Raw genomic sequence first — 23,647 nt, forward strand, 5'->3', positions numbered from 1 at the left:
CAGCCGTGACCTCCTACGAAAAACTGCCAGACAACACCCCCGCCTCCACCCCTCGCTACAAGCCTTATCCCGGCCCCGCCGGCGGCTGGGGTGCGCTGCGCAGCGTGGCCAAGGCCTGGGTGGGCAGCGACAACGCCCTGAAGAACATCCGCGCCCTGCTCAAGACCAACCAGAACGGCGGCTTCGACTGCCCCGGCTGCGCCTGGGGCGACTCGCCCGAAAGCGGCATGGTCAAGTTCTGCGAGAACGGCGCCAAGGCGGTCAACTGGGAAGCCACCAAGCGCCGGGTGGACGCCGCGTTCTTCGCCCGCTACAGCGTGAGCGCGCTGCTGGGGCAGAGCGACTACTGGCTCGAGTATCAGGGCCGACTGACCGAGCCAATGGTCTATGACCCGATCACCGACCGTTACCGGCCGATCGACTGGGACGCCGCCTTCGCCCTGATCGCCCGGCACCTGAACAACCTGGCAAGCCCCGACCAGGCCGAGTTCTATACCTCTGGCCGGGCCAGCAACGAGGCGGCCTATCTCTATCAGCTGTTCGTGCGCGCCTACGGCACCAACAATTTCCCCGACTGCTCGAACATGTGCCACGAGGCCAGCGGCGTGGCCCTGGGCCAGAGCGTCGGCGTGGGCAAGGGCACGGTCACCTACGACGATTTCGAGCACGCCGACACGATCTTCGTCTGGGGCCAGAATCCCGGCACCAACCACCCCCGCATGCTCGACCCGCTGCGTGACGCGGTGAAACGCGGCGCCCAGGTGGTGTGCGTCAACCCGCTCAAGGAGCGTGGCCTGGAGCGTTTCCAGCACCCGCAGAACCCGTTGGAGATGCTGACAAACAGCGACCGTCCGACCAACACGGCATTCTTCCGCCCGGCGCTGGGCGGCGACATGGCGCTGTTGCGCGGCATGGCCAAGTTCCTGCTGCAATGGGAGCGTAAGGCCCAGGCCAGCGGCGCGCCGGCCATCTTCGATCATGCCTTCATCGCCGAACACGGCCATGGCGTGGACGAATACCTGGCGGTGGTCGACGCCACCCCATGGGAACAGATCCAGGCCCAGTCCGGGCTGACTCTGGCCGATATCGAGCTGTCGGCACGCATGTACTGCAAAGGCAAACGCGTGATCATGTGCTGGGCCATGGGCATCACCCAGCACCGCCATTCGGTGCCGACCATCCAGGAAATCGTCAACCTGATGCTGCTGCGCGGCAACCTCGGGGTACCGGGCGCCGGCCTGTGCCCGGTGCGCGGCCACAGCAACGTGCAGGGCGACCGCACCATGGGCATCAACGAACGCCCACCGGTGTTCCTGCTCGATGCCATCGAAAAACGCTTCGGCTTCCCGGTGCCACGCCACAACGGTCACAACACCGTCGAGGCCATCCACGCCATGCTGGAAGGCCGGGCCAAGGTGTTCATCGGCTTGGGCGGCAACTTCGCCCAGGCCACGCCGGACACCGAGCGCACCGCCCAGGCGCTGCGCAACTGCGAGCTGACCGTGCACATCAGCACCAAGCTCAACCGTAGCCACCTGATTCATGGCAAGCAGGCGTTGATCCTGCCTTGCCTGGGCCGCACCGATATCGACCTGCAGGGCGAAGGCCCACAGGCGGTGACGGTGGAGGACTCATTCAGCATGGTCCACGCCTCCAACGGCCAGCTCAAGCCGCTGTCTCGACAGATGCGCTCGGAGCCAGCCGTGGTTGCCGGCATCGCCGCCGCCACCCTGGGCAAGCAGCCGGTGGACTGGCACTGGCTGGTGGCCGACTACGACCGTATCCGCGACCTGATCGCCGACACCATCCCGGGCTTCACCGACTTCAACGAGCGTCTGCGACTACCCGGCGGCTTCTATCTCGGCAACAGCGCCGGCAGCCGCCAGTGGAAGACCGCCAGCGGCCGCGCCAACTTCAAGGCCAACCTCCTACCGGACAGCCTGCTCGACGAACGCGTGCGCGCCAGCGGCCAGCTCCCGGACCTGATCATGCAGTCGATGCGCTCGCACGATCAGTACAACACCACCATCTATGGCATGGACGACCGCTACCGCGGCGTGCGCGGCCAGCGCGACGTACTGTTCGCCAACGAAGCCGACATCGTCCGTCTCGGCTTCCAGCCGGGGCAGAAGGTCGACATCGTGTCACTGTGGGGCGATGAGCACGTACGCCGGGTGCAGGGCTTCACCCTCCTGGCGTTCGACATCCCCGCCGGCCAGGCGGCGGCGTACTACCCTGAGGTGAACCCGCTGGTGCCGCTGGAGAGCATCGGTGACGGCAGCCACACGCCGACGTCGAAGTTCATCGCCATCAAGCTGGAGCGCGCGCGGGACGACGGGCGCATCATCTGATTCGCGCCCGGCAAAGCTGAACGCCGCCCACAAAAAAGCCCTGTTCCGCAACGGTTCAGGGCTTTGTCATAAGTACCTCAGACAAGCAAAAATCGAGAAAGTTTCATACACAATTCAATAACTTAGAGAATTGTGTACAACTCGTGCTACTCGTCGGATTCCGATTGCCAGCCGCTTCGCCGAGCCTCAAATTCCGCATCGTCATCCCTCTGAGGCTCTCTTGATGAAGAAGTACTCCTCGATTCTGTTGTTGTCTTTCGGTCTGCTCAGCGGCGTTGCCATGGCAGGCGGCACCACCGAGGCCGGCATTGGCGGCGCGTTGGGTGGGGTACTGGGCTCCGTGGTGGGCAACTCGATCGGTGGCAGCACCGGCGGCGCCATTGGTGCCGGCCTGGGTGGCGCGGCCGGCGGTGCCCTGGGTGCCGACAAGCGCCAGCGCGGCGAAGCGGCCATCGGTGGCGCACTGGGCGCGGCCGGCGGCAACGTGGTTGGTCGCTCGGTGGGCGGTACCACCGGTAGCTACATCGGTGCGGCGGCCGGCGGTGGCGCCGGGGGCGCACTGGGTAACTACATGGGCAACAAGGCCGACGAAGACGAGCGCCATGAATCGCGCCGCTACCGTCGTGACTACGATGACCGCCGCCATTACGACCGCGGCCATCACTACGGCCACCGCAAGCACAAACGCCACTGGCGCCATGACTGATCGCCAGGCTTAAGCCTGACGCCTAAGGCCCTGCCCTCACCGGCAGGGCCTTTTCGTTTGCAGACAAGCCAGGGGATTAAGGGCCACCCCGATATGGAGGCCACTAGCCACTAGTTATCATCGCTGTTTCGACCACGTACAGGACGCAGGGAATGCGCGCGACCTTCACCGATCTCATCTGTCTGCCCCGAGCCAGGAGAGGCTGAAGGATGCCCAGCCGCCGCCCGCCACTGCTCAGCGAAGCCGGCTTTGCTTCGATACGCCAGCGCGTGATGCAGGCTACCGGCGTGCAACTGGCCGATGATCGCCGGGCCGTGGTCGCGGCACGTCTGCACAAGCGCCTGAAAGCGCTGGGCCTGGCTAGCTTCGAGCATTACCTCAGCTTGCTCGAAAGCCCACAGGGCACAAACGAGCACGAGCACCTGCTGCGCCTGCTGGTCGCCCGCGACAGCTACTTCTTTCGCGAACATCGCCATTTCGAATGCCTGGCCCGCTGGCTGGCCGAGCTCGACCACCCCGCTCGCCTGTGGAGCGCAGCCTGTGCCACCGGCGAGGAGGCCTGGAGCCTGGCCATGGTCGCCGCAGAAAAAGCCCGTCACCCAGGCTGGCAGGTGCTGGCCAGCGACTTCGACCCGCAACTGCTGGAAACCGCAGGCGCCGGCATCTACGACATCGCCCAGGCCCGCTACTTCCCCGAGGGCTGGCTGACCCGGCACTGCCTGTGCGGTGTCGGCGAGATGGCCGGGCGCCTGCGCATCGCACCCGCCCTGCGCGAGCAGGTACGCTTCGAGGCCATCAACCTGATCCGGCCCCTGCCTGCCCACCTCGGCAGCTTCGACGTCATCTTGTTGCGCAACCTGCTGTCGAGCCTGGCGCCACGCTACAAGAGCGAGATGCTCCAGCAGTTGCTAGCGCACCTGCGCCCCGGTGGCCTGCTGATCATCGGCCACAGCGAAAGCGTCCACGCGCTGGGCCTGCCACTGCGCCCGCTACTGCCGTCGGTGTTCGAACGCCTATGATAATAGGCACTGCCGCGCCAATCGGCAGACAAGGACTGATCGCGCAGTTGCGCGGCAGTGCGCTTTCGGATCGAGCAGGCCTGCCGCCCCCCTTCCCTTGCGAAACAGGCCCTAATCCATGCCTTGCCGAATCCTGCTTGCCGATCATTCGCCCCTCTTCCGCGCCGGCCTGCGTGCCTTGCTGGAGCAGAAGAAAGATTTCGTCGTGGTGGGCGACACCGGTGATGCCATGAATGCCGTGAGCCTGGCCGAAAAGCTCAAGCCGGACATCGTGGTGCTCGACATGAGCGGCGAACTGGACGGCCAACAGGCCCTGCAGGAACTGTTCATCCGCGCTCCCGCCAGCCGGGTGCTGATGTTCTCGCCACGCTCGGAGCTTGAGCATGTAATGAGCTGCCTGCAGCTCGGCGCCCATGGTTTCCTGCTCAAGAACGCCACGGTGACCGAGCTGGAGCAGGCCCTGCAGACCCTGCGCGGCGGTGGCCAGTACCTGTCTTCGGCGGTGCTGCCGATGGTCATCGGCCAGGCCCTCAAGCACAGCCGCAAGCGCGTTGCCAACCAGGTCCAGCCGCCGCCCCTGACCACCCGCCAGCTGGAGATCCTGCGCCTGATCGCCCGGGGCGAGACCACTCGCTCCATCGCCGACGGCCTGGGGTTGAGCATCAAGACCGTAGAGGCGCACCGCTCGCAGATCATGCACCGCCTGCAGATCCACGACGTGCCCGGCCTGGTGCTGTTCGCCGTGCGCGAAGGGATTATTCGCCTCAACGATTGAGTGACAGCCCGGCGAGGATCAGCTGCAGCGTTTCCGGCAGTGCCGCCGGGCGGCCCGACGCACGCTCGATGAACACCTGCACCACCCCACCCGCCGCGCAGGCTTCGGTCTCGCCCGGGCGGAACAGCGCCAGGCTGAACTCAACGGTGCTGCCCGCCAGACGGGTCACCCCCAGGCCCACCTCAAGCACGTCGGGAAAGCCAGGCAAGGCGAAGAAGTCTGCCGCAGAACTCACGACGAAAGCGGCCAGGTCACCGTCGCGCAGGTCCAGCTCGGCCTGTTCGACCAGGAAAGCCTGGATCGCGGTTTCGAAGAAGGCATGCACGGTGGAACCGGCGAGGTGACCGTTGTGGTCGTTGTCCTGGGGACGGGTGAGGATGGGATGGAAATGGGAGAAGGCGGAGCGTTGCGGAGACTCGGTCATGGGGCCATCTGCATTCTGGTGGGTACCCTGCAAGTGAAACAGATTCTGCCAGTACTGTATCGCCCCCATCGCAGACCAAACCCGTTCCTACATCGAATAACGAAAAAGCCGCCCCGAGGGGCGGCTTCCTTATCCGAACCGGCAGCAGCTTACAGCTGCGGACCAGCGGCCTTGATGGCGTCGGAAACGTCGAACTTCTTGAAGTTCTCGGTGAACAGTGTGGCCAGGCCCTTGGCAGCTTCGTCGTAGGCAGCCTTGTCAGCCCAGGTGTTGCGCGGGTTGAGCAGCTCGGTCTCGACGCCCGGAACGACCTTCGGCACGTCCAGGTTGATGATGTCCAGGTGCTCGGTCTCTGCACCGACCAGCGCGCCGCTCTGGATGGCAGCGATCACGCCACGGGTGGTGGGGATGCTGAAACGCTTGCCAACGCCGTAGCCACCACCGGTCCAGCCAGTGTTGACCAGGTAGACCTTGGAGCCGAACGCTTTGATGCGCTTGATCAGCAGCTCGGCGTATACGCCGGCCGGGCGCGGGAAGAACGGTGCGCCGAAGCAGGTGGAGAAGGTCGACTTGATGCCGCTGCCCGAACCCATTTCGGTGGAACCGACCAGCGCGGTGTAACCGGACAGGAAGTGGTAGGCCGCCTGCTCGTTGTTCAGGATCGACACTGGCGGCAGCACGCCGGTCAGGTCGCAGGTCAGGAAGATGACCGCATTCGGCTCGCCGCCCAGGTTCTTCTCGGAGACCTTGGCTACGTGGGTCAGCGGGTAGGCTGCACGGCTGTTCTGGGTCAGGCTCACGTCGGCGTAGTCGGCGTGCTTGGCATCGTCGATGACGACGTTTTCCAGCACGGCGCCGTGCTTGATGGCTTTCCAGATGACCGGCTCGTTCTTCTCGGACAGGTCGATGCACTTGGCATAGCAACCGCCTTCGATGTTGAAGACCACGCCTTCGCCCCATCCGTGCTCGTCGTCACCGATCAGGTAGCGGCTTTCATCGGCCGACAGGGTGGTCTTGCCGGTGCCGGACAGGCCGAAGAACAGGGTGACGTCACCCGCTTCGCCGATGTTGGCGGCGCAGTGCATCGGCAGCACGTCGGCGGCCGGCAGCAGGAAGTTCTGCACAGAGAACATGGCTTTCTTCATTTCACCAGCGTAACGCATGCCGGCGATCAGCACTTTCTTCTGGGCGAAGTTGATGATCACGCAGCCGTCGGAGTTGGTGCCGTCACGCTCTGGCACGCACTCGAAGTTGGCGACGTTGAGAACCTGCCACTCATCGCGGCCAGCCGGGTTGTACTGGGCCGGGTTGATGAACAGGCAACGGCCGAACAGGTTCTGCCAGGCAGTCTGGGTGGTCATCTTGACCGGCAGGTAGTGATCGGCGGCAGCGCCTACGTGAACGTAGGAAACGAAGTGATCCTGGGCGTTGTTGAACGCCTCGACGCGGTCCCACAGGGCATCGAACTTGTCGGCCGGGAACTTGCGGTTGATCGGGCCCCAGCCAATCTGGTCCTGGGTGGAAGGTTCTTCGACGATGAAACGGTCAGCCGGCGAACGGCCGGTGCGATGACCGGTTTCCACCACCAGCGCGCCGGTATCGGCCAGCACGCCTTCACCGCGGGACAGCGCTTCTTTTACCAGCTCATCGACGCTCAGGTCGGTGTACACGGTGTTGTTGGCTTGCGTCATGAGATACCCCATCCGGCCCGAGGCCGAGTGCTCCAAACGTTTTGTAGTTGTCTCGAAAAAACTACTACAGCGAAAAAAGTGGCCGGATTATGCCAGAAAAGCCCAAAAAAAGTAGGCCCCTCCTGTCAGAACTGAGCTTTTGCGCAATTCGACAGGAGTATTTCCTGTAGTGAACCGTTTCAGTGCTGAGTTTCTGATGGCGCCTCGGTGCCACCGCCAGCAAACAATTGCGCAACATCGCTCGCGTCGAACACATAACGCTCGTTGCAGAACTGGCAATCGATCTCGACCTGGCCGCCACATTCGGCCACCAGCGCATTGGCATCCTGCTCGCCGAGGCTGACCAGGGCGTTGCCGGAGCGCTCGCGCGAGCAGCTGCAGCGGAAGCGTAGCGGCTGGATATCGAACAGGCGAACCGCGTCCTCGTGGTACAGGCGATGCAGCACGGTTTCGTTGTCCAGGCCGAGCAGTTCCTCGATCTTCACGGTGTTGGCCAGGGCCTTGACGTGGGCCCAGCTTTCCTCGCGCTCCTCGCTGTCCTTGTGGATCTCGGCCGGCAGCTGCTGCACCAGCAGGCCACGGGCGCGGGCGCCATCTGCGGCCAGGGAGATGCAGGTGTTCACCTGCTGCGACATGACGAAGTAGTTGGTGAAACACTCCGACAGGTCCTTGCCGTCCAGCTCGACGGTGCCCTGGTAACGCTGGCCGTTGACCGGAATGATGGTCAGCACCAGGTGACCACCCGGCATCAGATCGGCAAGGCTGGCATCCGCCTTGATCTGCTCGGCCTCGTAGCGCGCCAGGCCACGGATGTCGTGCTCGCTGGTGTACTCGATGGCTAGCAGCGGAACCGGGCCCTGGGACTGCGCCTGGAGCACCAGCAACCCGTCGAACTTCAGGGTGCCGACCAGCAGCGCGGCGGCGGCCATCAGTTCACCGAGCAGATGCTTTACCGGCTGCGGGTAGTCGTGCTTGGCCAGCACCTCGGCGTAGCTGCTTTCGAGCACGACCATCTCGCCGCGCACATCGCGGTCGTCGAACAGGAAGCGTTGGGTGAAATCGGTATCTGGCAAGTCGCTCATGGTTGTCTGGCTTTCTGAAAATGGTTACAAAATAATTACAGGAGACTGAAAGGTCTGTCGCAGAGCGCTCACAAGGCGCTCATTTCCTGCTGGATATCGAGGTATTTTATGGACAATCGACCACTGTTCCAAGCAAGGTGGTCCTGGGGCCCTTTGGCAGCCTGCACCCTGCTGCCCATCGCACTACTGTGTTTCTGGTTGTGGCCCGTTGGCCAGATCCTTTGCCTGACATTCGACGAGTGGCTGTTCCACAGCCTGAATGCGCCGCTGGCCGACAACACCCCCTGGCGCTACATCTGGACCGTCGGCAGCCTGCGCCCGTTCGACATCGTCGTCGGCCTGATCCTTCTGGCAGTGCTTATCCGTGGTGACTGGGTGTTCAAGGCAGTCCAGGTCCGCCAGGCCTTTTTCGGTTTTCTGATCACGCTACTCCTCTTAGTGGTGATTCGCGCGCTGTTTTCCAAGTGGGTCGATGCAGCGGGGTGGCAACACAAGAGCCCGTCGATGATGTTCGACGATGTGGTGCACCTCAGTGACTACTACCCGAACCTGGAGGCGGCCTGGGAGCTCAAGGACCGCTCGAGCAAGAGTTTCCCCGGCGATCACGCCTCGGTGCTGCTGGTCTGGGCACTGTTCATGAGCCTGTTCAGTCGTCGCCCGTTGCAGTACCTGCTCGTGTGGGGGCTGGCCCTGCTGTTCATGCTGCCGCGCCTGGTGGCCGGCGCCCACTGGGGCCAGGATGACTACATCGGTGGTTTGTTGATGGCGGTGCTGGCGTTGGGCTGGAGCTGCTACACGCCGCTGGCGGCCAAAGGCAGCGCAGCGTTGCTGCGCTGGACGACACCGCTGTTCGACCTGCTGGGCAAGTTGCCGTTGATCGGGCGGATGAGCGTGATTCGCGCCGCCTGATCGTTCACGGGGGCCGCTACGCGGCCCTCGTCACTCGAAACTGCCGTGCAACTGGTGAATCTGCCGGCGCTGCTTCTTGGTCGGCCGCCCGTCGGTCGTCACGCCCATTGCCCCTGCCTTGCGCATTTCAGCGGCCTGCTCGCGGCGCTTGACACTCTCGGCGGTTTCCTCGTACAGCGTCTGTGCTTCGGGCGCGCCACGGCGCACCACCGACAACGCCCTGACCACCACGGTGCGCTCGTCGAAACCGGTGCGCAGCACGAACTCATCGCCCACCCGTGGCTCCTTGCCGGGTTTGCAGCGCTCGCCCCGGCAGTGCACCTTGCCACTTTCAATGGCCGCCTTGGCCAATGCGCGGGTCTTGTAGAAGCGCGCTGCCCATAGCCACTTGTCCAGGCGTACCTTGTCGTCGTCTTCAGGCTTTTGTGCCATGGTTTTTCCTCGAATTCTGTCTTTCACGGAACTGTACTACCGTGACTGACAGATGCAAAAAGTCCGTGCCGTCATTACAGTTCACCTCCTTATCCGCAGGGCACGCTTAGTGAAGACATTTGACCACCTGACTGTGATCGGCCTGCGTGAATGGGTCGCCCTGCCCGGCCTCGGCGTCGCCGGCCTGCGCGCCAAGATCGACACCGGGGCCAGCACCTCCAGCCTGCATGCCACGGAGGTCGAGCCGTTCGAGCGCGATGGCCAGCAATGGGTAAGATTCACCGCCCACCTGGGCTCGGTGGTGCAACTGCGCCACCGGCGCTGCGAAGCGCCCATGGTCACCATGAAGACGATCAAGAGCTCCAACGGCCATGCCCAGACCCGCTACGTGATCCGCACGCCCCTGGCGCTCGGTGACCGGGTCTGGGAGGTCGAATTCACCCTGGCCTGCCGCAAGAGCATGCGCTATCGGCTGCTGCTCGGCTCGAAGGCGCTCATCCACGGCCAACTGGTGGTCAACCCCGGCCTCAAGTACGTTCAGGACAAACCGGCCTTCGCGGCCACCCTTTCCCCTGTCACAGGTGCTGCATGAAGATCGCTGTGCTGTCGCGCAATCCGCGTCTGTATTCCACCCGCCGCCTGGTCGAGGCCGGTACCCAGCGGGGCCACGAAGTGGTGGTGATCGACACGCTCCGGGCCTATATGAACATTGCCAGCCACAAGCCGCAGATCCACTACCGCGGCAAACCCCTGGAAGGCTTCGACGCGGTCATTCCGCGCATCGGCGCATCGGTCACCTTCTATGGCTGCGCGGTGCTGCGCCAATTCGAGATGATGGGCGTCTACCCGCTCAACGAATCGGTGGCCATCGCCCGCTCGCGGGACAAGCTGCGTTCGCTGCAATTGCTGTCGCGGCGCGGTATTGGCCTGCCGGTCACCGGCTTCGCCCACTCGCCGGACGACATCCCCGACCTGATCCAGATGGTCAACGGCGCGCCGCTGGTAATCAAGGTGCTCGAAGGCACACAGGGCATCGGCGTGGTGCTGTGCGAGACCACCAAGGCCGCCGAGTCGGTGATCGAGGCGTTCATGGGCCTGAAGCAGAACATCATGGTCCAGGAGTACATCAAGGAGGCCGGCGGCGCCGATATCCGCTGCTTCGTGGTCGGCGACAAGGTGATCGCCTCGATGAAGCGCCAGGCCAAGCCGGGCGAGTTCCGCTCCAACCTGCATCGCGGGGGCGTGGCCAGCCTGATCAAGATCACCCCTGAAGAACGCATGACCGCGATTCGCGCAGCCAAGGTGATGGGGCTGAGCGTGGCGGGTGTGGATATCCTGCGTTCGAATCATGGGCCGCTGGTGATGGAAGTGAACTCGTCGCCGGGCCTGGAGGGGATCGAGGTGACTACCGGCAAGGACGTGGCCGGGATGATCATCGAGCACCTGGAAAAGAACAGCGGGCCGAATCAGACGCGGACCAAGGGCAAGGGTTGATATTCCGGGGCCGCTTTGCGGCCCCGGCAATCACACGGCGTTACGCGGCAGCAACAACCCCAACGGTAACCGCACCCGCGCCTCGATCCCGCCACCGGAGCGGTTGCGCAACTCGACATTGCCGCCATGCTGCGCGGCGATACGCTTGACGATGGCCAGCCCCAGCCCGGTACCCTTGCCACCCCGCGCCCGGTCGCCACGGATGAACGGGTTGAAGATGGTCTCCAGCTCCGACTCGTCGATGCCCGTCCCCCGATCCAGCACGCTGAGCACCACATAAGGCGCGCTCTGGTCACCCGACACATAGGCCGCTACCTCGACCCCCTTGCCGGCGTGATGCAGGGCGTTGCCGATCAGGTTGCCCAGCATGCGCTTGAGCGACACACGGCGCAGCGGGAACGGTGGAATCGGCTCCAGGCACAGGCGCACCTGCTCCTTGTGCTGGTTGTAGGGGGCCACCACTTCGTAGATCAGGTCGTTCAGGTCGACCTCCTCCACCGGTTCGTCGCGCCCGTCGCGAATGAAGGCCAGGAACTGGTCGAGGATCGCGTCCATATCCTCGATATCGCGGACCATGTCCTCACTGAGGTCGCTTTCGTTGCCCATCAGCGACAGCGACAGCCGCAGCCGGGTCAGCGGCGTGCGCAAGTCGTGGGAAACGCCCGCCAGCATCAGCTCGCGTTCGCGCCCAGCCTGCTCGACATCTTCGGCCATCTGGTTGAACGCCCGATACACTTCGGTCATTTCGCTGGGTGTATCACTAATCGGCAAGCGCACGCTGCGCCCCTGGCCCAGCTGGCGGGCGGCGAACACCAGGCGCTTGAGCGGCTGGTTGAGCTGGCGCACGAAGATCCAGGCCGAAGCCGTGGACAGCAAGCCGATGGCCAGGAACCAGCCAAGCACGTTCCAGATCTTCTGCCCGCGCAGCGGATGCGGATACAGCGGCACCTTGAGCCAGCCCGGGCCCAGGCTCGGGGCGTTCACCCACAGTGCGGGCGGCGCGTGGATACGCAACCGCACTTCGGTGTCCTCGCCCAGCTCGGCCTGCATCTGGCGCTGGTAGATCTCGCTGTAGGGCCAGTGCTGCTCGCCCTCCGGCACGCCGGCGCCGGTCACGCGGATCAGGCCGGCAGCCTCGGCAATCTGGTCGCGGTTCTCTTCATCCGCTGCCCAATAGGCACGCAGCGTCAGGGCCACGCCGTGGCTGTACTGGCGGTCGACCAGCACGTCCTCGTTCATCAGCAGGTACACGAGCGTCAGCGCCTTGGAGAACAGCACGACGATCAGCACCAGCCAGAGGGTGCGGGCGAAGAAGCTTTGCGGGAACCAGAGAGGCGTTTTCATCGATCAACTACTGTGCTGAAAAGGCCGGTCGCCGTAGACGAAAACAGGGCGACCCGCATGGGTCGCCCTGCTGCACCCTGACGAGCCGGCAGGCTCATTTGCCGGCGTTTCCGTCCGGCACGAAGACGTAGCCCACACCCCATACGGTCTGGATGTAACGCGGCTTGGAAGGATCGGGCTCGATCATCCGGCGCAGGCGCGAGATCTGCACATCGATGGAACGCTCCAGGGCATCCCACTCACGGCCACGGGCCAGGTTCATCAGTTTGTCGCGGGTCAGCGGCTCGCGAGCGTGCATCACCAGGGCCTTGAGCACGGCGAACTCGCCGGTGGTGAGCATGTGCGTTTCTTCACCGCGCTTGAGCTCGCGGGTGGCCAGCGACAATTCGTAGTCGCCAAAGGTGACGGTCTCTTCCTCGCTCCCCGGCGCGCCTGGCACAGCCGGGGCCTGGCGGCGCAGTACGGCCTTGACCCGGGCCACCAGTTCATCCGGGTTGAACGGCTTGGCCAGGTAGTCGTCGGCGCCAAGTTCCAGACCCTTGATACGGCTGAGCTCATCGCCCTTGGCGGTGAGCATGATGATCGGGATCTGGTTGTTCGAGGCGCGCAGGCGTTTGCAGGCGGACAGGCCGTCCTCGCCAGGCAGCATCAGGTCGAGCACCACCAGGTTGAACACTTCACGGGCCAGCAGGCGATCCATCTGTTCGACGTTGGGCACGGTGCGGACACGGAAGCCCTTGCTGGTGAAGAAACGGTCCAGCAGGCTGCTCAGGCCCGGGTCGTCGTCGACGATGAGAATCTTGTCGCCTTCTACGGCGTTTGCGGTGCTGGTCATGAATTACTCCTCTGATATCGCCGCGCATTATGGCGTAGCCATTGCCGCGCGTGCCGTGTGCATTGTTAGCAGATTTTTCCCGCCGTGCCACTGCCGCCCCATCGACGACTGGCGCCGCGCCATCACCGCAAGCCCGGCCCGATGGGTATAATGCGCGGTTTTCACCCAGTGTCGCCGGGGCTTAACGCCCACCCGCGGCCTTGCATTCACTATTTGTCAGGTGGTTTTCATGGACAGCATCAACAGCCGTATCGCCGAGGAACTGGGCGTGCGCCCACAGCAGGTCGAAGCGGCCGTGGGCCTGTTGGACGAAGGATCGACCGTGCCCTTCATCGCCCGTTACCGCAAGGAAGTGACCGGCAGCCTGGATGACACCCAACTGCGCCACCTGGAAGAGCGCCTGCGCTACCTGCGCGAGCTCGACGAGCGCCGCGCCAGCATCCTGGCCAGCATCGAGGAGCAGGGCAAGCTGACTCCGGAGCTGGCCCGCGAGATCAAGCTGGCCGATACCAAGACCCGCCTCGAAGACCTCTACCTGCCGTACAAGCAGAAGCGCCGCACCAAGGGCCAGATCGCCCTGGAAGCAGGCCTGGGGGAGCTGGCCGACGGGCTGTTCAACGACCCGCAACTGAACCCGGAAGCCGAAGCCGCGCGCTTCGTCGACGCGGACAAGGGCGTGGCTGACGCCAAGGCTGCCCTGGAAGGCGCCAAGTACATCCTGATGGAGCGCTTCGCCGAAGATGCCGCCTTGCTCGACAAGCTGCGCAGCTTCCTCAAGCAGGAAGCGGTACTGACCGCCCGCGTGGTCGCTGGCAAGGAAGAGGAAGGCGCCAAGTTCCGCGACTACTTCGCCCACGACGAACTGCTGCGCACCGCGCCGTCGCACCGTGCCCTGGCGATCTTCCGCGGGCGCAACGAAGGCGTGCTAAGCGCCTCGCTGAAGGTCGGCGAAGAACTGCCGGGCACCCTGCACCCGTGCGAGGTGATGATCGGCAACCATGTCGGCATCGAAAACCGCAACCGCCCCGCCGACAAGTGGCTGGGCGAGGTGGTGCGCTGGACCTGGAAGGTCAAGCTCTACACCCACCTGGAAACCGACCTGTTCGGCGAGCTGCGCGACAACGCCGAAGGCGAGGCGATCAACGTCTTCGCCCACAACCTGCACGACCTGCTGCTGGCCGCCCCGGCCGGCCCGCGCGCCACCCTGGGCTTCGACCCGGGCCTGCGCACCGGCTGCAAGATCGCCGTGGTCGATGCCACCGGCAAGCTGCTGGACTACACCACGGTCTACCCGCACGCGCCGAAGAACGACTGGGACCGCACCATTTCCGTGATGGCCGCGCTGTGCGCCAAACACTCGGTGGAGCTGATCGCCATCGGCAACGGCACTGCCAGCCGCGAGAGCGACAAGCTGGTGGCGGAGCTGGTGAAGAAGTACCCGGCACTGAAGATCACCAAGATCATGGTTTCCGAGGCTGGCGCTTCGGTGTACTCGGCCTCTGAACTGGCCGCCCGCGAGTTCCCGGATCTGGACGTGTCGATCCGCGGCGCGGTGTCCATCGCCCGCCGTCTGCAGGACCCGCTGGCCGAACTGGTGAAGATCGACCCGAAATCCATCGGTGTCGGCCAGTACCAGCACGACGTGTCGCAGGTGAAACTGGCCCGTGGCCTGGACGCCGTGGTCGAGGACTGCGTGAACGCCGTGGGCGTGGACGTCAACACCGCCTCGGTGGCGCTGCTGACGCGCATTTCCGGCCTCAATGCCACCCTGGCGCAGAATATCGTGGCCCACCGCGACGCCAACGGCCCGTTCGCCACCCGCGCCGCGCTGAAAAAGGTCAGCCGCCTGGGCGAGAAAACCTTCGAGCAGGCCGCCGGCTTCCTGCGCGTGATGAACGGCGACAACCCGCTGGACGCCTCGGCGGTGCACCCGGAAGCCTACCCACTGGTGCAGCGCATCGCCGCCGACACCGACCGTGACATCCGCTCGCTGATCGGCGACAGCGGCTTCCTCAAGCGCCTGGACCCGAAGAAATTCACCGACGAGTCCTTCGGCCTGCCGACCGTCACCGACATCCTCCAGGAACTCGACAAGCCAGGTCGCGACCCGCGCCCGGAGTTCAAGACCGCCACCTTCCAGGACGGCGTCGAGGACCTGAAGGACCTGGAACCCGGCATGATCCTCGAAGGCGTGGTGACCAACGTCACCAACTTCGGTGCTTTCGTCGACATCGGCGTGCACCAGGATGGCCTGGTACACATCTCGGCGCTGTCGGAGAAGTTCGTCAAGGATCCGCGTGAAGCGGTCAAGGCCGGCGACGTGGTCAAGGTCAAGGTCATGGAAGTGGACATCCCGCGCAAGCGCGTCGGCCTGTCCATGCGCATGAGCGATACCCCGGGCGAGAAGGTCGAGGGCAACCGTGGCGGCAACCGCGGCAATGGCGGCAACCGTCAGCAGCAGGCGCCTCGCCAGCGCGAGACCGCCACCGCCGCGCCGGCCAACAACGCCATGGCGGCGCTGTTCGCCAACGCCAAGCAACTGAAGAAGAAGTGATGGAAGTACCGAAGGAGTACGTCGAAAGCGCCTTCAGCCAGCTCCTCGGCTGCCGCCTGCAACGCCTGGAAACGGGTGTTGCAGAGGTGGCCCTGGCACTTGAGCCGCACCTGCGCAACCGTGGCCAGAAGCTGCACGGCGGGGCGATCTTCAGCCTGGTCGACATCGCCATGGGCCTGGCCTGCTCGGCCAGCCATGGCTTCGACCAGCAGAGCGTGACCATCGAATGCAAGATCAACTACATGCGCGCCGTCAGCGAGGGCGAGGTCGTGTGCACCGCCCGGGTGCTGCATGCGGGACGGCGCACCCTCGTGGTCGACGCCGACGTGCTCCAGGACGACAAGCTGGTGGCCAAGGCGCAGGGAACCTTCGCGGTTCTCTAGCTGACAGGCCCCGATCTGCGGTATTTTCGGCGTAATGCTGTACACCTGATCGCGGGGCAAGCCCGCTCCCACGAACGTTTCTACGCTTCGTGGGAGCGGGCTTGCCCCGCGATCAGACGCATACAGGCCAGCGACGGAACCGCGTAAACCAGGCGACAACGCCAGTTCCTTTCCCAACTACCCTTGTAGACCGTCATCTCTACCCCCATATTGGGGCGACTGACGCGTGAAGGAATCCATCTTGAGCGACCTCCTCAACCGCCGCCTGAGCCTGCTCGGCGACAATATCGACCTGCTCAAGCAGTGCCTGCACGGCATTGAGCGCGAATGCCTGCGCGTGACCGACCAAGGTCGCCTGGCCCAGACCCCGCATCCCGAGGCCCTGGGTTCGGCGCTGACCAACGAGCAGATCACCACCGACTACTCCGAGTCGCTGCTGGAGTTCATCACCCCGGCCCTGGCGGACCCTGCCAAGGTGCTCGAGAGCCTCGAGCAGATCCACCGTTTCGTCTACACCAAGCTCGGTGACGAGTACCTGTGGAGCCCATCGATGCCCTGCGCGTTGCCGGCCGAAGAAGACATCCCGATCGCCGAGTACGGCAGCTCGAACATCGGCAAGCTCAAGCACGTGTACCGCAAGGGCCTGGCCCTGCGTTACGGCCGCACCATGCAGTGCATCGCCGGCATCCATTACAACTTCTCGCTGCCCGAGGCGCTGTGGCCGCTGTTGCGCGATGCCGAAGGCGGCGAGCAGGACGACCGCGACTACCAGTCCTCGGCCTATATCGCGCTGATCCGCAACTTCCGCCGCTACAGCTGGCTGCTGATGTACCTGTTCGGCGCGTCCCCGGCCCTGGACAAAGGCTTCCTGCGCGGCCGCCCGCACCAGCTCGAAGAGCTTGACGCCGAAACACTGTACCTGCCCTACGCCACCAGCCTGCGCATGAGCGACCTGGGCTACCAGAGCAACGCCCAGGCGGGCCTGACGCCCTGCTACAACAACCTGGCCAGCTACACCGATAGCCTGCGCAAGGCCGTCGGCACGCCCTACCCGCCCTATGTCGAGGTCGGCACGCACGTCGATGGCGAGTGGGTGCAGTTGAACACCAACATCCTGCAGATCGAGAACGAGTACTACTCGAATATCCGCCCCAAGCGCGTCACTTACACCGGCGAGCGGCCGATCCAGGCCCTGACCTCGCGCGGCGTGCAGTACGTGGAAGTGCGCTGCCTGGACATCAACCCGTTCCTGCCAGTGGGCATCGACCTGACCGAAGCCCGTTTCCTCGACGCCTTCCTGCTGTTCTGCGCCCTCGAAGAGAGCCCGCAACTGGACAACGGCGAGTGCGGCCAGTGCACCGACAACTTCCTCACCGTGGTCAAGGAAGGTCGGCGCCCGGGCCTGGAGCTGCGCCGTGACGGCCAACCGGTCGCATTGAAGGAATGGGCAAGCGAACTGATCGAGCGGATCGGCCAGCTGGCCGGGCTGCTCGACCGTGCCCAGGGTGGCAATGACCACGCCAAGGCCCTGGAAGCACAGCAGGCCAAGGTCGAAGACCCTGAGCTGACGCCATCGGCCCAGGTGCTGGCGCGCATGACCGAACATGACGAGAGCTTCGTCCAGTTCTCCCTGCGCCAGAGTCGCCTGCACGCCGAGAGCTTCCGCGAGCAGCCACTGAGCAGCGCGCAGCAACAGGTATTCGAAACCCTGGCTCGCGAGTCGATCGCCAAGCAGTCCGAGCTGGAACAGGAAGAGGTCGGTGACTTCGACCTGTTCGTCGGCGCCTACCAGGCCAGCATCCTGGCAATCAGCAACTGATGAACCGCACCGCCACCCCGCGCAAGCCACGCGCCAGCAGCCAGGCCAGGATCGAAGCGATCCTCGCCGCGGCGCGCGAGCTGCTGGCAGGCCAAGGTGTGGCGGGGTTGTCGATCTACAGCGTGGCCGAACGGGCGCAGATTCCGCCCTCGTCGGTGTATCACTTCTTCGCCAGCGTGCCGGCCTTGCTGGAGGCGCTGACCGCCGACGTGCATCGGGCTTTTCGCGAAGCCTTGAGCGCACAGATCGACAGCGCGGCGTTCAGCACCTGGCATGGCCTGTCGCGGCTGATCGAGCAGCGCATGCTCGCCATCTACAACGAAGACGCTGCGGCGCGGCAACTGATCCTCGCCCAGCATGGTTTGAGCGAAGTGGTCCAGGCTGATCGCCAGCATGATCTGGAACTGGGCGAGTTGATGCACCAGCTGTTCGACCGGCACTTTCAGTTGCCAGCGATGCCGAGGGATGTGCACGTGTTCGCCCTGGCGATGGAACTGAGCGACCGGGTGTATGCCCGCTCGATGCAGCTGCATGAGGCGATCACGCCACGCATGGCGGAGGAAGGGATGCGCGTGTTCGAGGCGTATCTGGGGCTGTATCTGCCGCCTTATCTGGCCAAGCGCTGACCCTGAGCCCTGCAAATATCCTGTAGGAGCGGCTTTAGCCGCAATGCAGCCAACGCGATGTCTGGCACCCGCTCCGCGGGTGATCGCGGCTAAAGCCGCCCCTAAAGGTACCGTGCAAGACTTCAGAGCTTGGCGATGGACACCTCGGTCGATTTCACGAAGGCGATCACCTCGCTGCCCACCTGCAACTCGAGCTCCTTCACGGAACGGGTGGTAATAACCGAGGTGACGATGCCAGAGGCGGTCTGCACGTCGATTTCCGACAGTACCGGGCCTTCGAGGATTTCCTTCACGGTGCCTTTGAACTGGTTGCGAACGTTGATGGCTTTGATGGTCATGGCGTCATTCCTTTTTGCGGTTTCGGGGATTCAATGAGCCCAGCGCAACTGCGTGGGCAACGGGCCGACAGGTTCCGGATCGGGCGGCGTGCCCGGGACGGAGAGAACACGGTTGAGCACTTCGCTTTCCAGCGCCGCCAGGCGGTGCGAACCCCGCACTCGAGGTCGCGGCAGGTCGATGACCAGGTCCAGGCCGACGGCGCCGTCTTCGATCAGGATCACTCGGTCGGCCACGGCGACGGCTTCGCTGACGTCGTGGGTGACCAGCAGCACGGTGAAACCGTGCTGGCGCCACAGGCGCTCGATCAGTTGCTGCATCTCGATACGGGTCAGGGCGTCCAGCGCGCCCAAGGGCTCATCCAGCAGCAGCAGACGCGGCTGATGAATGAGCGCCCGGGCCAGGGCCACCCGCTGTTTCTGGCCACCGGACAAGGCTGCCGGCCACTCATTGGCGCGATCGACCAGGCCGACCGCCTCCAGGGCTTCCAGGGCGCGTGGCCGCCAGTTGCCGGACAACCCCAGGCCAACGTTGTCGATCACCTTCTTCCAGGGCAGCAGGCGCGCGTCCTGGAACATCAGCCGGGTATCCTCGCGGGCCTCGGCAAGCGCTGCGGCGCCCGCCAGCAATTGGCCGCCACTGGGCTGGTCGAGCCCGGCCAGCAGGCGCAGCAAGGTGCTTTTACCGCAACCACTGCGACCCACGATGGCGACGAACTGGCCAGCCGGAATGTGCAGATCGATCCCGCGCAGCACTTCGCGCTGGCCGAACGTACGACGCAGGTCCCTGGCCGCCAGGGGGATGCCACGCAGCAGGCGTGGCGGTTGTGCCTTGAGTACCGTCATCACACGCCCTCCTTCTTCGTCACCTGGTAGGCCGGGTGCCAACGCAGCCACACACGCTCCAGGCCACGGGCGGCCAGGTCGGCGAGCTTGCCGAGTACCGCGTACAGGACGATGGCCAGCACCACCACGTCGGTCTGCAGGAATTCGCGGGCGTTCATCGCCAGATAGCCGATACCGGCATTGGCCGAGATGGTCTCGGCGACGATCAACGTCAGCCACATGAAACCCAGGGCGAAACGCACGCCGACCAGGATCGAAGGCAGCGCCCCCGGCAGGATCACCTGACGGAACAGCGCGAAGCCCGACAGCCCGTAGCTGCGCGCCATCTCCACCAGCGCCGGATCGACATTGCGGATCCCGTGATAGGTGTTCAGGTAGATGGGGAACAGCGTCCCCAGGGCCACCAGGAAAATCTTTGCCGACTCGTCGATGCCGAACCACAGGATCACCAGCGGGATCAGCGCCAGGTGCGGCACGTTGCGGATCATCTGCACCGAACTGTCGAGCAGGCGCTCGCCCCAGTTCGACAGGCCGGTGATGAAGCCGAGCAACAGGCCGAGACTGCCGCCGATCACGAAGCCCAGGCCGGCACGCCAGCCGCTGATGGCCAGGTGGGTCCAGATCTGGCCACTGCGCACCAGCTCGACGCCGGCACTGACCACCGCGCTCGGCGCCGGCAGGATGCGGGTCGACAGCCAGCCTGCGCTGACCGCCAACTGCCATACCGCCAGCAGCAGGATCGGCAGGGCCCAGGGCGCCAGGCGCTTGGACCAGGTGGTGGTGGATGCACGACTCATGGCCCCGGCCCTCAGCTCTGCGACACGGATTTGGGCAGGATGTCGTTGGCGACCATTTCACCGAACGGGCTCACGTAGCCGCCGGTTTTCGGCTGCTCCGGGCGCTGCACGTCCAGATGCGGGAACAGCAGCTCGGCGACCCGGTACGACTCTTCGAGGTGTGGATAGCCCGAGAAGATGAAGGTATCGATGCCAAGATCGGCGTATTCCTTGACCCGCGCCGCGACGGTCGGGCCATCGCCCACCAGCGCGGTGCCGGCGCCACCACGCACCAGGCCGACACCGGCCCACAGGTTCGGCGCCACTTCGAGCTTGTCGCGCTTGCCACCGTGCAGCGCGGCCATGCGCTGCTGACCGACCGAGTCGAAGCGCGCCAGCGACGCCTGGGCGCGGGCGATGGTGTCGTCGTCCAGGTGCGAGATCAGCCTGTCGGCGGCGGCCCAGGCCTCCTCGTTGGTTTCCCGCACAATCACGTGCAAGCGAATGCCGAAGCGCACTTCACGGCCCTGGGCGGCCGCTTTCTCACGTACCGCAGCAATCTTCTCGGCCACCGCGGTCGGCGGCTCGCCCCAGGTCAGGTACAGCTCGACCTGCTCGGCGGCCAGGTCCTGGGCAGCGTCAGACGAGCCACCGAAGTACAGCGGCGGGCGCGGCTGCTGGATCGGCGGGTAGAGCAGCTTGGCGCCTTTGACCTGGATGTGCTTGCCGTCGTAGTCGACCGTTTCGCCTTCGAGCACCTTGCGCCAGATACGGGTGAATTCCACTGACGCCTCATAGCGTTCCTGATGGTTCAGGTGCAGGCCATCACCGACCAGTTCGTCCGGATCGCCACCGGTCACCAGATTGAACAATGCACGGCCGTTGGACAGACGATCCAGGGTCGCGGCCTGACGGGCGGCGACGGTCGGCGAGATGATCCCCGGGCGCAGGGCCACCAGGAACTTCAGGCGCTCGGTCACCGGGATCAGCGACGCCGCCACCAGCCAGGAGTCCTCGCAGGAACGTCCAGTGGGGATCAGCACGCCGCCGAAGCCCAGGCGGTCGGCGGCCTGGGCGATCTGGCTCAGGTAACCGTGGTCGACGGCGCGGGCGCCTTCGCTGGTGCCCAGGTACTTGCCGTCACCATGGGTAGGGAGGAACCAGAAAATGTTAAGGCTCATTGGAGTTGTCTCCTCAAGGGTGGCTCATGCCGGGGCGACGCCCCGGCGCAGGCGAAACGTTCAAGGCGCACTGGCGACCTTGGCCGGGGGTGTCCAGATCACGTCCTTGATGCTCAAGGGCTTGGGAATCAGCTTCAGGGCCTGGAAGGTGTCGGCAATCTTCTGCTGTGCGGCGATCACTTCCGGGGTCAGCGGCGCGGCTCCGTAGCCTTGGCGCTTGACCGAAGTCAGGGTGATGTCGGCGGGCAGGCCGAGCAACGGCGCAACCTGGTCGGTGACCTGCTGCGGATTGGCCTGGGACCATTCGCCCACGGCGCGCACTTCTTCGACCAGGGTGTTGATCACCGCCGGGTGCTGGGTGGCATAGCTGCGGGTGGCGAGATAGAACTGATGGTTGTCGACCAGGTCCTTGCCGTCACGCAGGGTGCGTGCCTGCAGCTGTTGCTCGGCGGCGGCCTGGTACGGATCCCAGATCACCCAGGCATCGACACTGCCGCGCTCGAAGGCGGCGCGGGCATCGGCCGGGGGCAGGTAGACGGGCTGGATATCGGTGTACTTGAGACCGGCGTCTTCCAGGGCACGCACCAGCAGGTAATGCACGTTGGAACCCTTGTTGAGGGCGACTTTCCTGCCCTTGAGCTCCTTCACCGACTGGATCGTCGACCCCTTCGGCACCAGGATCGCCTCGCTGTGCGGAGCTGGCGGCTCATAGGCGACGTAGAGCAGATCGGCGCCCGCGGCCTGGGCAAACACCGGCGGCGTTTCGCCGGTCACGCCAAAGTCGATGGAGCCGACGTTGAGCCCTTCGAGCAGCTGTGGCCCTCCGGGGAACTCGGTCCATTGCACGTCGATGCCCTGTTCCTTCAGGCGCTTTTCCAGTGAACCCTTGGCCTTGAGCAGCACCAGGGTGCCGTATTTCTGGTAACCGATACGCAGGCTCTCGGCCTGGGCTTGGCTGATGGCGCCGAAGGACACAGCCGCCGCGAACAGGGCGACCAGACCACGACGCAAGAAGACTGTGCGCATGGCGCTCTCCTGTACGAGTTGGGTTCGGGTAGCACCTGCTTGCCTCGTTGGCGGGCGAGTAAGGTGGGGACAGCGATGGAGCGGTCAAGCCTGGTTCAGATACTCCAGCGGGCACTGATCAGGCGTTCGTTGAGCACGCCGGGGGCGACAGGTTGGGGCCGGCGCGCCATGGCGCTGTGGAACGTTTCCAGCGAATCCTGCAGGCGCTGCTCCAGGGCAGCGGCCAGTTGTGCGGGCCTGGCGCCCTCACCGTAGGCAATCTGGCTGTCGTCGGCGAAGATCCCTTGCAGGGTCTCCTGCGCCTTGAGGGCCGACAGCACGGGCTTGAGCGCGTAGTCCACGGCCAGCATGTGGGCGATGCTGCCACCGGTTGCGATCGGCAATACCACCTTGTGTTCCAGGGCCCGCTCGGGCAGCAGGTCGAGCAAGGTCTTCAAGGCCCCGGCGAAGGACGCCTTGTACACCGGGGTGGCCACCACCAGGCCGTCGGCCTGGGCTACAAGTTCGTTGAAGTGGCGCACCTGCGGGCTGTCGAAACGGGCATGCAGCAGATCTTCGGCGGGAAACTCACGCACCTGGAAGCTCACCACTTCGACGCCCCGCTCCTGCAGCCAGTCGCGCGAGCGTTCTAGCAGCACGCCGGAGCGTGAACGAAGACTGGGGCTACCACCGACAGAGACAACCAGCATTGAAAGCGCTTCCTTCGATTCGATTGCAGGGCCGCGAGGGGTTGTCCCCGCTGGATGTAACGACCTTAACAGCTCGTCACATATACCTATAAATCATATTTTTTCATTTGTTTATTCCATATAGAGATATATGTGCCACCCCTGTAGGAGCGGCTTCAGCCGCGATCACCCGCGAAGCGGGTGCCAGCTACTGCGGTGCTTGCATCGCGGCTAAAGCCGCTCCTACAGGGATCGTGGATACCGTTCGGAAGGTATAAAAAAGGTTCTTCACGGATTGCCGGGAAAGTCATACTTGATCTTCATGAAAAAGAATTCGCTGTCCCGGTAGCCGTAAGCCATCCGCTTGATCA

23 protein-coding genes are annotated in these 23,647 nt (G+C 64.6%); 11 read left to right on the forward strand and 12 right to left on the reverse strand.

Features of this window, described 5'->3' with window-relative positions; genetic code table 11:
* Positions 1-5 precede the first annotated feature (5 nt).
* The 4 genes from ACVWY1_RS10705 to ACVWY1_RS10720 all read left to right on the forward strand — a co-directional run bounded on the left by ACVWY1_RS10705 (position 6) and on the right by ACVWY1_RS10720 (position 4,851).
* Complete coding sequence (locus ACVWY1_RS10705) at positions 6-2,351, forward strand: FdhF/YdeP family oxidoreductase (RefSeq protein ID WP_457378247.1); 2,346 nt, start codon at positions 6-8, stop codon at positions 2,349-2,351.
* A 223-nt stretch (positions 2,352-2,574) separates the two neighbouring features.
* Entirely contained in the window at positions 2,575-3,057 is a 483-nt protein-coding gene (locus ACVWY1_RS10710) for a glycine zipper domain-containing protein (protein ID WP_046857505.1), read from the forward strand.
* A gap of 209 nt (positions 3,058-3,266) precedes the next feature.
* Positions 3,267-4,076, forward strand: coding sequence for a CheR family methyltransferase (locus ACVWY1_RS10715; protein ID WP_457378248.1), 810 nt, complete (start codon positions 3,267-3,269; stop codon positions 4,074-4,076).
* Between the two features lie 118 nt (positions 4,077-4,194).
* Positions 4,195-4,851, forward strand: a complete 657-nt coding sequence (locus ACVWY1_RS10720) for a response regulator (protein ID WP_102683455.1) — start codon at positions 4,195-4,197, stop codon at positions 4,849-4,851.
* On the opposite strand, the gene ACVWY1_RS10725 is transcribed toward ACVWY1_RS10720, so the two are convergent.
* From ACVWY1_RS10725 to hslO, 3 genes are all read right to left on the reverse strand, one after another.
* Positions 4,841-5,275, reverse strand: a complete 435-nt coding sequence (locus ACVWY1_RS10725; RefSeq protein WP_102683476.1) for an acyl-CoA thioesterase — start codon at positions 5,273-5,275, stop codon at positions 4,841-4,843. The genes ACVWY1_RS10720 and ACVWY1_RS10725 overlap by 11 nt on opposite strands.
* 149 nt (positions 5,276-5,424) lie before the next feature.
* On the reverse strand, positions 5,425-6,966 hold the full coding sequence (locus ACVWY1_RS10730) for a phosphoenolpyruvate carboxykinase (protein ID WP_102683456.1): 1,542 nt from the start codon (positions 6,964-6,966) through the stop codon (positions 5,425-5,427).
* A gap of 179 nt (positions 6,967-7,145) precedes the next feature.
* Positions 7,146-8,048: an Hsp33 family molecular chaperone HslO gene (hslO, locus tag ACVWY1_RS10735; RefSeq protein WP_110700172.1), complete on the reverse strand. Its 903-nt coding sequence runs from the start codon at positions 8,046-8,048 to the stop codon at positions 7,146-7,148.
* A 108-nt stretch (positions 8,049-8,156) separates the two neighbouring features.
* Here hslO and ACVWY1_RS10740 point away from each other — a divergent pair, with 108 nt between their 5' ends.
* Entirely contained in the window at positions 8,157-8,957 is an 801-nt protein-coding gene (locus tag ACVWY1_RS10740) for a phosphatase PAP2 family protein (protein WP_457378249.1), read from the forward strand.
* Positions 8,958-8,987: 30 nt separating this feature from the next.
* Here the strand turns inward: ACVWY1_RS10740 and ACVWY1_RS10745 are convergent, their stop codons facing one another.
* The gene (locus ACVWY1_RS10745) at positions 8,988-9,389 is read right to left on the reverse strand and encodes an RNA-binding S4 domain-containing protein (protein ID WP_038707163.1); all 402 of its coding nucleotides are present in this window, start codon (positions 9,387-9,389) and stop codon (positions 8,988-8,990) included.
* Between the two features lie 109 nt (positions 9,390-9,498).
* Here ACVWY1_RS10745 and rimB point away from each other — a divergent pair, with 109 nt between their 5' ends.
* On the forward strand, positions 9,499-9,981 hold the full coding sequence (rimB, locus tag ACVWY1_RS10750; RefSeq protein ID WP_038707162.1) for a retropepsin-like aspartic endopeptidase RimB: 483 nt from the start codon (positions 9,499-9,501) through the stop codon (positions 9,979-9,981).
* Positions 9,978-10,883 (forward strand): 30S ribosomal protein S6--L-glutamate ligase, encoded by a 906-nt coding sequence (rimK, locus tag ACVWY1_RS10755; RefSeq protein ID WP_046857513.1) that lies wholly within the window; start codon positions 9,978-9,980, stop codon positions 10,881-10,883. Before rimB ends, rimK begins: the two co-directional genes overlap by 4 nt.
* Positions 10,884-10,913: 30 nt before the next feature.
* Here the strand turns inward: rimK and ACVWY1_RS10760 are convergent, their stop codons facing one another.
* Both ACVWY1_RS10760 and ompR read right to left on the reverse strand, forming a co-directional pair.
* On the reverse strand, positions 10,914-12,227 hold the full coding sequence (locus ACVWY1_RS10760; protein WP_102683459.1) for an ATP-binding protein: 1,314 nt from the start codon (positions 12,225-12,227) through the stop codon (positions 10,914-10,916).
* 94 nt (positions 12,228-12,321) lie between these two features.
* Complete coding sequence (gene ompR, locus ACVWY1_RS10765; protein ID WP_046857514.1) at positions 12,322-13,062, reverse strand: osmolarity response regulator transcription factor OmpR; 741 nt, start codon at positions 13,060-13,062, stop codon at positions 12,322-12,324.
* A gap of 229 nt (positions 13,063-13,291) precedes the next feature.
* On the opposite strand from ompR, the gene ACVWY1_RS10770 reads away from it, so the two are divergent.
* The 4 genes from ACVWY1_RS10770 (at position 13,292) to ACVWY1_RS10785 (ending at position 18,444) form a co-directional block, all read left to right on the forward strand.
* Complete coding sequence (locus ACVWY1_RS10770) at positions 13,292-15,616, forward strand: Tex family protein (RefSeq protein WP_457378250.1); 2,325 nt, start codon at positions 13,292-13,294, stop codon at positions 15,614-15,616.
* Positions 15,616-15,999: a PaaI family thioesterase gene (locus ACVWY1_RS10775; RefSeq protein ID WP_102683462.1), complete on the forward strand. Its 384-nt coding sequence runs from the start codon at positions 15,616-15,618 to the stop codon at positions 15,997-15,999. Before ACVWY1_RS10770 ends, ACVWY1_RS10775 begins: the two co-directional genes overlap by 1 nt.
* A 241-nt stretch (positions 16,000-16,240) precedes the next feature.
* The gene (gene gshA / locus ACVWY1_RS10780) at positions 16,241-17,818 is read left to right on the forward strand and encodes a glutamate--cysteine ligase (protein WP_457378251.1); all 1,578 of its coding nucleotides are present in this window, start codon (positions 16,241-16,243) and stop codon (positions 17,816-17,818) included.
* The gene (locus tag ACVWY1_RS10785; RefSeq protein ID WP_457378252.1) at positions 17,818-18,444 is read left to right on the forward strand and encodes a TetR/AcrR family transcriptional regulator; all 627 of its coding nucleotides are present in this window, start codon (positions 17,818-17,820) and stop codon (positions 18,442-18,444) included. Before gshA ends, ACVWY1_RS10785 begins: the two co-directional genes overlap by 1 nt.
* A 122-nt stretch (positions 18,445-18,566) precedes the next feature.
* Here the strand turns inward: ACVWY1_RS10785 and ACVWY1_RS10790 are convergent, their stop codons facing one another.
* From ACVWY1_RS10790 to ssuE, 6 genes are all read right to left on the reverse strand, one after another.
* Positions 18,567-18,782, reverse strand: a complete 216-nt coding sequence (locus ACVWY1_RS10790; RefSeq protein ID WP_008095172.1) for a TOBE domain-containing protein — start codon at positions 18,780-18,782, stop codon at positions 18,567-18,569.
* A 30-nt stretch (positions 18,783-18,812) separates the two neighbouring features.
* The gene (gene ssuB, locus ACVWY1_RS10795) at positions 18,813-19,625 is read right to left on the reverse strand and encodes an aliphatic sulfonates ABC transporter ATP-binding protein (protein WP_102683465.1); all 813 of its coding nucleotides are present in this window, start codon (positions 19,623-19,625) and stop codon (positions 18,813-18,815) included.
* Positions 19,625-20,422 carry an aliphatic sulfonate ABC transporter permease SsuC gene (gene ssuC, locus ACVWY1_RS10800; RefSeq protein WP_457378253.1) on the reverse strand — a complete coding sequence of 266 codons (798 nt, stop codon included), beginning with the start codon at positions 20,420-20,422 and terminating at the stop codon, positions 19,625-19,627. The genes ssuB and ssuC overlap by 1 nt, the downstream gene beginning before the upstream one ends.
* A gap of 11 nt (positions 20,423-20,433) precedes the next feature.
* Positions 20,434-21,582, reverse strand: a complete 1,149-nt coding sequence (ssuD, locus tag ACVWY1_RS10805; RefSeq protein ID WP_457378254.1) for an FMNH2-dependent alkanesulfonate monooxygenase — start codon at positions 21,580-21,582, stop codon at positions 20,434-20,436.
* A gap of 60 nt (positions 21,583-21,642) precedes the next feature.
* Positions 21,643-22,608 carry a sulfonate ABC transporter substrate-binding protein gene (locus ACVWY1_RS10810; RefSeq protein WP_102683466.1) on the reverse strand — a complete coding sequence of 322 codons (966 nt, stop codon included), beginning with the start codon at positions 22,606-22,608 and terminating at the stop codon, positions 21,643-21,645.
* A gap of 95 nt (positions 22,609-22,703) precedes the next feature.
* A complete protein-coding gene (gene ssuE, locus ACVWY1_RS10815) occupies positions 22,704-23,297 on the reverse strand; it encodes an NADPH-dependent FMN reductase (RefSeq protein WP_457378255.1) in 594 nt (197 codons plus the stop codon).
* Positions 23,298-23,647: the final 350 nt, after the last annotated feature.

It is taken from the genome of Pseudomonas sp. TE6288 (assembly GCF_054062095.1).